This window comes from Natrinema salsiterrestre (genome assembly GCF_029502005.1).
In the GTDB taxonomy this organism is placed as follows: domain Archaea; phylum Halobacteriota; class Halobacteria; order Halobacteriales; family Natrialbaceae; genus Natrinema; species Natrinema salsiterrestre.
This window is the reverse complement of sequence record NZ_JAMQOT010000001.1, coordinates 1-11,943: the sequence shown is the minus strand read 5'-3', so window position 1 is coordinate 11,943 and position 11,943 is coordinate 1. Positions and strand designations below refer to the sequence as shown.

The following is an 11,943-nucleotide window of genomic DNA, read 5'->3' as shown; positions in this document are numbered from 1 at the left end:
TGTCACTCAGCAACTGGTCGTAACCGATTTACTGACGGCGTATCGGCGACCGAGTTGATACGAACGAGTGACGCGGAATCACTGCCGTACTCGGCGGTCGAAACAGAGAGTACGAGATTCAGCGTCCGATGAGTGCAGAAAAGTACCGTGATTTGAGACTACCCTGATACCGTATCGCGGCCGAATGCGCTCGAGTAACTCACCAAGACCGAACTGCAGTCGTGAGTTGCAGCCACCTATCGAGACCCAGTCGCCGTCTCGACTGGATCTCCACATCTCTCGTCGAGCACGCGTACCTATCCCGGCTGTAGATCCGGTTTGCTCCCCGATCAACTAGTTGCTCTCGATACTGTCGCCAGCACACTCGTGTACTTCGAGCTGCTGAGTCGCCGTTCGACGACGTGATGAACTCACTGGTGACGCGTACTGTGCTGAGTGGTCGTTGAATCACGATCGACTTCTCGAAAACGAGGTCGCACGATGAGACGCAACTACCGGATGCGTTCGGAATGACGGCTCTCGTCTGTTGTCGAGGTCGTCGCCAGTCGTTCGCCGCCGGGTCCGCTTCTTCCGCAAAAGCACGCCGTGGGAGGAGAAAAACTACGGTCCCTACCCCGGAAGCTCGCTCTCGGGCGACGCGCTTTGTCTGGTACCATTTCGGCGTTCTGTGGGTTACCCCAAACTGAAATGAATTCATCGAACTCCCATTCCGCTTCCGACTGTGATTATGTGAGTATCGTGAACAGATCACGAAGGCTTCGCACGCGCGTACAGTGAAAAATAGATTGATGCAATACTATAGTAATAGAACACAAAACTTATTACTTGAGTGGAAAGACCGTTCTATTACCCCTACCCGGAGGCCCGTCGGTGGACGATGAACCGTCGATACCACGCGGACGGTCGCCTTCAGACGAATCGTGTGCTAACCAACCGAAATACAATACTAAAAACATAAATGACAAACGAGATAACCTATCGCGAGAAGGGTCGAGCAGCGATCCTGGCCGCGCTTATGGTACTTTCCGTTGTCGCCATGTCCACTGCATTCGTGGGCGGAGCGGCGGCGGCCGAAAACGCACAGTTCGAAGACTCAGATGGTGACTCCTCGAGCGGCTTCTATGAGGGGCAGACAGTCACTATTACCGGACTCGACGACGGTAGTGACTACGATATCCGTTTCGCCGACGATTTCGACAGCGACGGTGAAGCCGAAGGTGACCGGTTCGAGGACGAATTCACTGCCGATGGCAGTACACACGAGCTGGACACCACCGGCTACGAAACCGGATATTATTACATCAACGGACCTAACAACGGAGATACATCGGACGAAGACCGATCCTTCGAACTCCGAAATATGGATTTCCGTACCGCTGAGTTCGAGGACGACACGGTCGACGATAACGAGAATGCGACTCTCGAGATCGACACCAACCGCGCAGAATACGACCTGAACATCAGTGCTGACGGTCTCGACGACGATGACCTTCACAACATCTTTAACGAGTCCTTCACGACCGCGCAGGAGGACGATGATGGAGAGGTCCTCACTCTCGAGGACGTCAACGACGGGAAGTACGATGCGGACTTCTCCGGCATCGATACCGGTGAGTACAATTTCAGCCTCGAGTCGACCGATACGTCCGCCGAAGCGAACCTTTCGATCGAAGTGGTCGAAGGACAGGCTGGGGGCATCGAGTTCTCCGATTCGGACGTTCTGGAAACGCGCACGAACACGGCTGTGATCGGTGTCGACCTCTCGGAGACTGACACCGGCTATCTCAAGGTCGGTACCATGGATGAGGCCGGCTACGAGGCCACTCTCAAAGTCACCGACGACGACAGTAACGAAGACGAAACCGGGACTGTCCTCGTCCAGATGAACACCGTTGCGGCCGCCAGCGGAGACGCAGCTACTCTCAACGGCGCAGACGCATACACAGCAGCTGGCGACGACTCGGTCGAGGTTGTGGCTGCCGACGCAATTGATGACCTCGACGCTCTCGGTACCGGAGACTATCCGCTTTCGGTCTCGACCGATTTCGACGCGGACAATGAAGAGGTGTACGATGACAACGAAGAGGATACCTCGTACCTGACGCTCGAGAACCGTCAGACGCTCAACTCTGACGCTGTGCAAGCACAGGTCGCGCCCGCAGACAGCATCAGTGACATTCGGGACTTCGACTCCGACGAGCAGACGATCGCGGGACTGATCGAAGACGAGAACATCTCGGACACTGATACGGTCGCTCAAGACGACGGCCTCCTGGTCTCTGTCAGCAGCGACAGTCTCCACGCCTTCTTCGCCGACGATGATGCGGAGACGTTCGAAGACGCTGGACTCACTGGTGAAAACTTCAACCTGACCATCTCTGGCGAGGACAGCGGACCGAACGCGAACCCGCCGGAGTGGACCACTACCGACGGCGATGACAACTACATCGGTGATCACGTCGAGATCATCGAGTCGAACCAGTCCACGGAAACGATGCTGTTCCACGTCGACTACAGCTCGATTCAGGACGACGCTGACGTCGAAGACGACCTCCCGACCGAGGAGACCTACGACGTCTCGCTCAACATCGACCACGAATGGGAATACGCGAGCGAAGAGGCCCAGGAAGACGAAGAAAATGAGGAGTCCACCGACTCCTTCGACCTCGAGGATCGCGAGTTCGATCTCGACGACAGTAACGAAGAACTGCCCGCGTCCGCTACGGCAGCCGTGACCGGCGACACCAACGTTGCGCCCGGCACGGAAGTCAGCGACCGACTCCGTTCGTCCGGTAACTTCACGCAGTCCGAAAGCGCGTACGTTGCCGACGACGGGTCCTTCGAGATCGCTCACGATCTCAGCGAATACAGCGAAGGCATCCCGTACTCCCTCGACGCTGAGGAAGACGGCGGTGCAAGCGACAGTCTCAACGGCAAAACGATTGCCGGCGACGCACTCCAGTCGTTCAACTACGATGTCTCGACCGACCCTGAAGAGCCGATGGTCGGGGACAACGTGACTGGAACGGTCGAAGTCGAGAACCCCAACGACGTCAGCAAATCCGAAGACGTCGAATTCGTCTTCGACGGTGAGACGCTCTACAACGACACCGTCGAACTCGACGGCAACGGTTCCGAGACGATTGTCAACGAAACGCTCCTCGAGACCGCTGAGAAAGGCGATTACGAGTGGGAACTGATCGTTGACGGCGAAAGCGAAGAGTCCGGCACGCTGACAGTCAGCGAAGAATCCGATGACGAATCCGGTAGCGAATCCGGTAGCGGATCCGGTGACGAATCCGGTGGCTCCGACGAAAGCGGGTCCGACGACGGTAGCTCGGACGACGGCGGCTCCGACGGAACGCCCGGCTTCGGTGTCGGCGTCGCACTCGTCGCGCTGCTCGGCGCAGCAATGCTGGCACTCCGCCGCCAGAACTAAGCTGTAGCACTACCGGCTCACGCCGGCCCTAAATTCCGCGATTTCTTTTATTGGACGCTACACCACCCAGCGACGGCGTCGTATCGGCGACCGAGTTAGGATGAACGGGATGAAGTGGATATCTGCCGTACTTGACGGGCGAAACGAAGAATGTGAGACTTAGCGTTCGATAGAATCGAAAAAGTACCTTGTTTTGAAATACGCTGTACACCATAACATGGCCCTGCAAGATCAAGCAGCCTGCCAATGCTGAACTCCAGTCGTGGGTCGCAACCAACCGACGATACCCACCGACCTCTCGTCTGGATCGTCATATCGCTCCTCGAGCGCGCGCCTATTCTCGGCTGTACTAGGTAGTGCTCTCGACCAGCTGGTTACTCACGATATAGACACCGGTGCAATCGTCTACTCCGGAGTACCGAATCACCGCTCGATTCCACAGCGAAATCGCTGGTGACACGCGCTGTACTGGAGAGACGTTGAATCACGATCGACGTCCGGAAAACGAGGTCTCACGACGAGACGCAACTATCGGATACGCTCGCGAAGCCGGCTCTCGTCTGCTGTCGCGATCGTCGTCAGTCGTCCGCCGCCGCCGGCTCCGCTTCCTCCGCACTCGAGTCGGCTCGCTCGAGGTCCTCGAGGTACTCGTCGGCGTCCAGTGCGGCCTTCGAGCCCATTCCGGCGGCGGTCACGGCCTGCTGGTAGTGGTAGTCGACGACGTCGCCGGCGCCGAAGATGCCGGGCACGTCGGTTTCGGTCTGGTCGCCGCCGTCGCCGCCTTTGGTCCGGAGGTAGCCCTCGTCGTCCGTTTCGACGCCGGTGTCCTCGAGGTAATCGGTGTTCGGGGTGTGGCCGATCGCGAAGAAGACGGCCCCGACGTCGAAGTCGAACTCCTCGGTTTCGGGGTCGTCGAGGCGGTCGGTGGGGTGGCCCTGCTCGTTTTCGACGAGGGTGACGTGGTCGACGCCTTCCTCCTGGGAGCCGTGGATCTCGATCAGTTCGGTGTTCTTCATGATCTCGATCTCGCCGTCGTCGACCTTCTCCTGGACGCGGTCGACCCAGTAGTCCTCCGCGCGGAACTCCTCGCGGCGGTGGGCGATGTAGACGGTGTCGGCGAACTTCGTGAGGAAGGTGGCTTCTTCCATGGCGGCGTCACCGCCGCCGACGACCAGCATGTCCTCGCCGCGGAAGAACGCGCCGTCACAGGTCGCACAGGTCGAGAGCCCGTAGCCCATGAGCTCGTCCTCGCCGGGGATGCCGAGGGTTCGGGCGCTGGCACCCGAGGCGGCGATGACGGCGTCGGCGGTGTAGACGTCGCCGTTCGTGAGTTCGACGCGGAACGGACGGCTCGAGTCGTCGACGGACTCGATGATCCCGTTTCTGAGTTCGGCCCCGAACTGTGTGGCCTGCTCTTTCATGTTGTTGACTAGCTCCGGGCCACCGATCCCTTCGGGGAAACCGGGGTAGTTGGCGACGTCGGTGGTCAGGGTGAGCTGGCCGCCGGGCTCGTCGCCCTCGATGACCAGCGGCTCGTTGTTCGAGCGGCCGGCGTAGATCGCGGCCGTCAGGCCGGCGATCCCGGTGCCGGCGATGATGAGTTTCCGGTGTTCGAGGATTTCGTCGGTATCCTCGGTTGCGATCCCGAGCTTCTCGTCGAGTTCGCCCGTTTCGTTCAGTGCGCTGGTATCGTCCCAGCCGCCGATCAGTTCGTCGTCGATGAACACTTCGGGGGCGGTCTGACGGCCGTCCGCGCGCTCGACCATCTCCTCGAAGAGGTCGTCGTCGCCGGTGACGTTGTACGTTTCGTACTCGATTCCCTTGCTGTCGAAGAGGTCCTTGGCCTTCTCACAATAGGGGCAGTCCGTTTTGGTATATATCTCGACGCGTGGCTGATCGGTCATGTATCGGGGTAGGGTAGAGTACCCTAAACCCCTTGCGCTCTCAGCAAGCCCTCCCTGTTGCGACGACGGCCCTGCTCTCCGTTCTGTCCGATAGAGAGGGCTCACTCGAGCGGACAGCAGTGGCGATCCACTCGAACGGGATATCTCCGACTCGAGTACGTGGCAGTTCTCAATGACACGTCGGGACCCGCGGTCAGTGGCACCGATCCAGCTGGCTCTGGACCAGATGAAAAGCGTTCCGTCCGTCGATTGCGGTTATGATTCCTCATACGTGATCATTTAAGACAGTCGAGTGAGTTGCCCCGGGTAATGGAGGCGGCACTGTGGTACGTGCTGACCGGCACTCGCGGCGGCACGAACCGCGTCCGCATCCTCAACGCGCTCGACGAGCAACCGCGAAACGCCAACCAACTCGCGGAGGCGCTCGAGCTCGATTACAAGACGATCCGTCACCATCTCGACGTGCTCCTCGAGAACGACATCGTGACGAAAAGCGGCGACGATTACGGTGCGATTTACCTGCCGACGGATCGCACGCGCCGTCATTGGGACACAGTCGAGCAGATAATCGAGCAGGTGGAGTAAGTATGGACGAATTTGGGAAAGAGTATATCGCATATGGTTGCCAACGGAGGAACAGATGAGCCTCTGGATCGCCGCCGCGAAGATCGCCACTGCCCTCAACGTCGCGCTACTGGTGGGGTTGGGCTACATTTGGGGCCGCAACTACCTGACGTTCAAATCGAAGCACACGCTCGGCCTCCTCGTCTTCGCGGCGTTTCTGTTGCTCGAGAACGCGCTCGTTCTCTACTACTACCTGATCGATCCGGACCTCTCGGCGTGGTGGCACAACGAGTCGCTGGTGCCGATGATCGTCTGGCAGACTCAGATGGCGATCAACGTCGCGCAGACGGTCGGCCTGAGCTTTCTGCTGTGGATCACCCTCGACTGAGGGCGCTCGCGTCTTCCTGCTGGGTCCCTTCTCCGCGATAGTTCGGAATCCGATACCGACGGTTCGGTGCCGGTTCGTGCTCTCACCGACGGCTACGACAATAGTGACCGCACAGGGTTATCCTGCGCCGATGTCTCGCGCTGATGTGTTTTGCGGGAGATAGTCGACTCCGAACGGACGTTTCGGGTCGAATTTGGGTCCGAGTCCGGTCGGAGTCCCACGGGAGTGCGGTCCGAGTTCGGAAAATCCTTTTTTAAGTACTCCGGGCAGTGTGGGTCATGCGCCAATACAGCGCAGTACTGATGGGAGCCGTCGTTTTGGTCAGCGCGATGCTGGCCGGGACGGCGGGTGCAGCCGGCGCGACGGATGCGTCGGCTGCGATAGCACAGGACGACCAGGCGGCAGTGACCTTCGACGCACAGACGTCGGGCGGATCGACCATCGTCGTCGACGAAGTGACGCTCCCCGAGGGCGGCTTCGTGACGATTCACGACAGCTCGCTGGGTGACGGTGAGACGCTCGGCAGCGTCGTCGGCTCGAGCGCGTATCTCGAGGCCGGCACGCACGAGAACATCACCGTCGACCTCGAGAAACCGATCTCGGAGGACGACACGCTGTTCGCAATGGCACACACCGACTCCGACGACGACCGAGTGTACTCGTTCGTCTCGAGCAACGGCGAGGCGGACGGCCCCTACACCGTCGACGGTGACATCGTGATGGCGGACGCCGAGGTGACCGTCTCGGCCGACCTCGAGATGACCGAACAGCCGACGACCGGCGACAGCGTCGTCGTCGATCGCGTCGAACTCGCGGGGGGCGGCTTCGTGACGGTCCACGACAGTTCGATCGCGGACGGCGCGGTCTTCGAGAGCATCCGCGGCACCAGCGAGTACCTCGAGGCCGGCGTGCACGAGAACGTCCGCGTGAGCCTCGACGAGCCCCTCGAGGGCGACGAGACGGTGTACCCGATGGCACACCGCGATTCGAACGGCAACGAGGCGTACGACTTTGCGACGAGCGAGGGAGCCGACGACGGGCCGTACGCGAACGCCAACGGCGACCCGGTGATGGCCCCGACTGACGTGACGGTGAGCGACGACGCGACCGTCTCCTTCGAGAACCAATCCTCCGGCGGCAGCTCCGTGGTCGTGGACGAGGTCTTCGTCCCCGAGGGCGGCTTCGTGACGATGCACGACAGTAGCATCGCGGACGGCGCGGTCTTCGAGAGCATCCGCGGCACGAGCGAGTACCTCGAGGCTGGACTGCACCGCGACGTCGTGATCCGCCTCGACGACGAACTCGAGGAGGACGACGCGCTGTTCGGAATGGCACATCGGGACACGAACGACAACAACAAGTACGACTTCCCCGCCAGCGAGGGCGAGGAGGACGGCCCGTACACGACTGACGGCGACATCGTGATGGACGACGGCGACGTGACGGTTTCGGCCGCCGTGTCCGCCTCGGCGCAGTCGTCGGACGGCACGACGATGACGATCGATCGAGTCGACCTCTCCGAGGGCGGCTTTGTGACGGTTCACGACGCCAGCCTCTTCGAGGGAGACGTCTTCGGGAGCGTCGTCGGCACGAGCGAGTACCTCGAGGCCGGCACGCACGAGGACGTCGAGATCACGTTCGACGAGCGCCTGACGGGCAGCCAGACGGTCGTGCCGATGGCGCATCAGGATACGAACGACAACGAGGCGTACGACTTCGCCGCCAGCGAGGGCGAAGACGACGGACCGTACACCGCGAACGGTGACGCCGTCGTGGACACGGCCAAACTGACCGTTCCGGCGACGGTCGATGCGATGGATCAGGAGGGCGGCGAGACGATCACCGTCGAATCGGTGACGCTCCACGACGGCGGGTTCGTGACGGTTCACGACAGCACGCTCGCCGACGGCGCAGTCTTCGACAGCGTTCGCGGCACGAGCGCCTACCTCGGACCCGGCACGCACGAGGACGTCGAGATCACGCTTGACGACCCGCTGACGTCCGACGACGACGTCTTCGCGATGGCGCACCAGGATACCGACGCCGATGAGACGTACGACTTCCTCGAGAGCGAGGGTTCGTCCGACGGTCCCTACGCGGCTGCTGGGGGACCGATCATGGCGTCCGCAAGCGTCACGGTCGAGGGTGATGAGACGGACAGCACGGACGACGGCGACTCGATGGACGGTGAAGACGGCAGTAACGAGATGAACGAACAGGACGACGATAGCGAGACGGACGAGGAATCGGGCGATAGCGTCCCCGGCTTCGGTATCACCGCAGCGCTCGTCGCCCTGCTCGCGGCGGCAGCGATCGCCCGACGCGTCGACTGAGGCGCGATCGGCCGATCGACATGCCACCGGTGCACGCTCTGAATGACGAATCAGCTGAGACGACGCACTTACGGACTCGAGGGACGAGGAACGACCATGGCCGCCGAGCTCGAGGAGAAGACGAACCGCTACGGCGAACTGCTCACCGAAGCGCTCGAGGCGGCGACCGTCGCACCGCCGGAGGGAACCCCGATGGCCGACGCGGCGGCCGACTGCTACGAGATGGCGGCGTCCTATCTGGCGGACGGCAATCACTTCCGGGAGCAAGACGACCTCGTCAACGCACTCGCGTCGTTTTCATACGGGCACGCGTGGCTCGACGCCGGTGCTCGAGTGGGACTGTTCGACGTCCCGCGGGACGGTCACCTCTTCACCGTCGAGTGATCGCGTCGGCTCGTCGAACCGGCGTCGGTCCGGCCGGTCCAGTCGTAAACGATTAATGAATATATAACCGGAACCTATATAATAGCAATTCCAGTTAGTTTATAAAGTAGGCGAAACCTTTATATGGCTTTCGGCCTTACCCTATGTTAGCTGAGGCGACCGGGTTTCTTCTGGATTACCCCACCCGGGAGCCCCGAGTAACCCACCCGATACACCATGACAGATACGAGCATCCGAACATATACGAACGAGAACGAGACCGAGACGGAAGACGAGAGCACGGCGGTATCCTCCGAGCAGGAGCACTGTCCGGAGTGTGGCGGTCGACTGATCTCGGACGACGAGCACGCCGAAACGGTCTGTACGGACTGTGGACTGGTCGTCGAGGAAGACGAGATCGACCGCGGTCCCGAGTGGCGCGCCTTCGACTCCGCCGAGAAGGACGAGAAGTCCCGCGTCGGTGCACCGACGACGAACATGATGCACGACCAGGGGCTCTCGACCAACATCGGTTGGCAGGACAAGGACGCCTACGGCCGCTCGCTCTCGAGCCGCCAGCGCCAGAAGATGCAGCGCCTGCGAACCTGGAACGAGCGCTTCCGCACCCGCGACTCCAAGGAGCGTAATCTCAAGCAGGCGCTCGGCGAGATCGACCGGATGGCCTCCGCGCTCGGCCTCCCCGAGAACGTCCGCGAGACCGCGTCGGTCATCTACCGCCGCGCGCTCGAGGAGGACCTGCTGCCGGGCCGCTCCATCGAGGGCGTCGCGACGTCCTCGCTGTACGCCGCCGCTCGACAGGCGGGCACGCCGCGAAGCCTCGACGAGATTTCGGCCGTCTCCCGCGTCGAGAAGATGGAACTGACCCGCACGTACCGCTACATCATCCGGGAACTCGGCCTCGAGGTCAAGCCGGCCGACCCCGAACACTACGTCCCCCGGTTCGTCAGCGACCTCGACCTCTCCGACGAGACCGAGCGCATGGCCCGCGAACTGCTCGAGTCGGCCCGTCAGGAGGGCGTCCACAGCGGGAAGTCGCCGGTCGGGCTCGCCGCGGCAGCGGTGTACGCCGCCGCGCTCCTGACCAACGAGAAGGTCACCCAGAACGAAGTCAGCGAAGTCGCCAGCATCTCCGAAGTGACCATCCGAAACCGGTACAAGGAGCTGCTCGAGGCCTCGGATACGGCCGCACCGGCCTGAGCGGGCGGCGTCGACGGCTGTCATCTGTCGCGTCGCGTTGACGCGGGTGGTCTTTTTGCGTCCGTGGAACTGCGACAACGCTTATCAATACTCATGTGAAAGAGTATGGCATGGACAGAACGACCGTCCAACTGCTGTGTCCAGAATGCACGAAAGACTGGCAGAATTCCCCGGACGATCTTCCCGCGTCCGCCGAGATGTTCCACTGTCCGAACTGCCACGCATCCCGTCGGACGGCCGAGTTCATGCGGACGGATCGCGATCTGCAGACGTTGAAACAGCTCGGATAGGGGGCGGCGGCCATAATGTTGCTCAAGTGCCATAACACCGGCCGTACAACTATCCTTCCGGCAGTAGTCACGGTTTAACTCTCCGAACACAACGTATCTGAAACTTGATTGAAACAGGGTATTACCCCAACTAATTCGATACTACCCCGACAGTGGCCTTCGATTTCGATCGCGTAGGGGCCGCATTCGAACCCCCTCATTCCGTGACAATCCGAACGGTCAACACGGGCTGTGTGTTAACGCGACTCAAGATAATAATATAACCCTGCAGTGGGTAGGACCGGATGGTTATGAAGAAGCAGGAGCTCATTCACCTTCACGGTCTTCTCGCGGAGGTATCGAATCAGTGCGCCGAGTGGGACAATTGTCAGATCGACCTCGATGAATACGAATCGCTCGGGATCCGGCCGACATCAATTCACAAGTCGAAAACCGACCACAAGGCCGCTGTTTTTGCGATCGCTGGAGGAATCACGACGAACATGCGGGAAGGGGAGCAGGAAGCAGTCGCCGCAACTGCAGACTGAGAATCTCGTCGCATCCTCAGATCACCCAATCACCGACTGGCGAGACCGTTCGCCGGTAGCTCGAATCGAACGCCGCCGACCCGATTAGTCACACGATCGCAGGCTCGCCGATCGTTGTCTCGCAATAATCGCTCGTTGAGACGGAACCGTACCGTCGCGGTCTGATCTCGCACGGCTACTCGACGTTTCGGACGGAACGATTGCAATCGAACGACCGGTCCGATCACGAGATTTCTCGACTGGTAGCAGTGTCTTATTCGACGAGGTCTTCGAACTCGGGAAGAATCTCTTCGTCCTCTGCGTCGTCAGTTTCGTCGGCCGCCGAAGCGCTGGTCGTCCCGCCCTGATCCGACTGCTCGCTGTCGGACGACTCGCCGTCGGTTTCGGTCGACTCCTCCTCATCCTCATCTTCGAGGACGTCGACCTGGATGACCTCGAGCGGGATGTTCTCGAGGAGCTGTCCGATCTCCTTCCGTGCGATCCGCGAGGCGTGTTCCTCGCGCTCGACGTTGAAGACGGTCATCTCCAGTTCGAGCGCGACGAGCGCTTCGTCGGCCGCGATGAACGCGGGGGGGAGCTCCTCTCCCGATGGGGAGGTGCGCTCGCCCATGTTGATCTCGACGTAATTGAGGTCAGGGTTCAACATCTCGCCCGTCTTCGAGATGGCGATACGGATCGCCTCGTCTTCCGTTTCAACGTCGAATACCGGCACGGCAGCTTCGACGACGACCCTGCAATTCATACGTAGATATTGTATCGCATCCAGTAAGAAGGTTCGCCTCACTGCGGGGGTCGTGTTTAGTTTGTAGCATTGTGCCAGACGGCGAAGGCTTGGAGCCACGATTCGGCTGTTGACGGTTTTGCGTGACTAAAACAGTTTGAGAACGAAGAGGTACGACGTTTAATCTCTCTAAAGA

Annotated in this window: 10 protein-coding genes and 1 pseudogene; 8 read left to right on the top strand and 3 right to left on the bottom strand. The window is 60.6% G+C overall.

Annotation, left to right across the window (positions count from 1 at the left end):
* Positions 1-958: 958 nt before the first annotated feature.
* Positions 959-3,439, top strand: coding sequence for a BGTF surface domain-containing protein (locus NDI89_RS00055; protein ID WP_277519411.1), 2,481 nt, complete (start codon positions 959-961; stop codon positions 3,437-3,439).
* Between the two features lie 578 nt (positions 3,440-4,017).
* Here NDI89_RS00055 and NDI89_RS00050 read toward each other — a convergent pair.
* The gene (locus tag NDI89_RS00050; protein ID WP_277519410.1) at positions 4,018-5,343 is read right to left on the bottom strand and encodes an FAD-dependent oxidoreductase; all 1,326 of its coding nucleotides are present in this window, start codon (positions 5,341-5,343) and stop codon (positions 4,018-4,020) included.
* A gap of 309 nt (positions 5,344-5,652) precedes the next feature.
* On the opposite strand from NDI89_RS00050, the gene NDI89_RS00045 reads away from it, so the two are divergent.
* From NDI89_RS00045 to NDI89_RS00015, 7 genes are all read left to right on the top strand, one after another.
* Positions 5,653-5,928: an ArsR/SmtB family transcription factor gene (locus tag NDI89_RS00045; RefSeq protein WP_277519408.1), complete on the top strand. Its 276-nt coding sequence runs from the start codon at positions 5,653-5,655 to the stop codon at positions 5,926-5,928.
* Positions 5,929-5,983: 55 nt separating this feature from the next.
* The gene (locus tag NDI89_RS00040; RefSeq protein ID WP_277519406.1) at positions 5,984-6,295 is read left to right on the top strand and encodes a DUF8036 family membrane protein; all 312 of its coding nucleotides are present in this window, start codon (positions 5,984-5,986) and stop codon (positions 6,293-6,295) included.
* Between the two features lie 329 nt (positions 6,296-6,624).
* The gene (locus tag NDI89_RS00035) at positions 6,625-8,628 is read left to right on the top strand and encodes a DUF7282 domain-containing protein (protein WP_345781962.1); all 2,004 of its coding nucleotides are present in this window, start codon (positions 6,625-6,627) and stop codon (positions 8,626-8,628) included.
* A gap of 96 nt (positions 8,629-8,724) precedes the next feature.
* Complete coding sequence (locus NDI89_RS00030) at positions 8,725-9,012, top strand: DUF357 domain-containing protein (protein ID WP_277519402.1); 288 nt, start codon at positions 8,725-8,727, stop codon at positions 9,010-9,012.
* Positions 9,013-9,228: 216 nt separating this feature from the next.
* Positions 9,229-10,209, top strand: a complete 981-nt coding sequence (locus NDI89_RS00025) for a transcription initiation factor IIB (protein WP_277519401.1) — start codon at positions 9,229-9,231, stop codon at positions 10,207-10,209.
* 110 nt (positions 10,210-10,319) lie between these two features.
* Positions 10,320-10,499 carry a DUF7836 family putative zinc-binding protein gene (locus NDI89_RS00020; protein WP_277519400.1) on the top strand — a complete coding sequence of 60 codons (180 nt, stop codon included), beginning with the start codon at positions 10,320-10,322 and terminating at the stop codon, positions 10,497-10,499.
* Between the two features lie 290 nt (positions 10,500-10,789).
* Positions 10,790-11,026, top strand: coding sequence for a UPF0058 family protein (locus tag NDI89_RS00015; protein ID WP_277519399.1), 237 nt, complete (start codon positions 10,790-10,792; stop codon positions 11,024-11,026).
* Positions 11,027-11,279: 253 nt separating this feature from the next.
* On the opposite strand, the gene NDI89_RS00010 is transcribed toward NDI89_RS00015, so the two are convergent.
* Positions 11,280-11,768 carry a DUF555 domain-containing protein gene (locus tag NDI89_RS00010; protein ID WP_277519398.1) on the bottom strand — a complete coding sequence of 163 codons (489 nt, stop codon included), beginning with the start codon at positions 11,766-11,768 and terminating at the stop codon, positions 11,280-11,282.
* 56 nt (positions 11,769-11,824) lie between these two features.
* Positions 11,825-11,943, bottom strand: a pseudogene (locus NDI89_RS00005) (IS6 family transposase); the annotation flags it as partial.

Coding starts and splice junctions, on each gene's coding strand:
- NDI89_RS00055 (WP_277519411.1), top strand. CDS start 959: ATGACAAACGAGATAACCTATCGCGAGAAGGGTCGAGCAGCGATCCTG.
- NDI89_RS00050 (WP_277519410.1), bottom strand. CDS start 5,343: ATGACCGATCAGCCACGCGTCGAGATATATACCAAAACGGACTGCCCC.
- NDI89_RS00045 (WP_277519408.1), top strand. CDS start 5,653: ATGGAGGCGGCACTGTGGTACGTGCTGACCGGCACTCGCGGCGGCACG.
- NDI89_RS00040 (WP_277519406.1), top strand. CDS start 5,984: ATGAGCCTCTGGATCGCCGCCGCGAAGATCGCCACTGCCCTCAACGTC.
- NDI89_RS00035 (WP_345781962.1), top strand. CDS start 6,625: ATGCTGGCCGGGACGGCGGGTGCAGCCGGCGCGACGGATGCGTCGGCT.
- NDI89_RS00030 (WP_277519402.1), top strand. CDS start 8,725: ATGGCCGCCGAGCTCGAGGAGAAGACGAACCGCTACGGCGAACTGCTC.
- NDI89_RS00025 (WP_277519401.1), top strand. CDS start 9,229: ATGACAGATACGAGCATCCGAACATATACGAACGAGAACGAGACCGAG.
- NDI89_RS00020 (WP_277519400.1), top strand. CDS start 10,320: ATGGACAGAACGACCGTCCAACTGCTGTGTCCAGAATGCACGAAAGAC.
- NDI89_RS00015 (WP_277519399.1), top strand. CDS start 10,790: ATGAAGAAGCAGGAGCTCATTCACCTTCACGGTCTTCTCGCGGAGGTA.
- NDI89_RS00010 (WP_277519398.1), bottom strand. CDS start 11,768: ATGAATTGCAGGGTCGTCGTCGAAGCTGCCGTGCCGGTATTCGACGTT.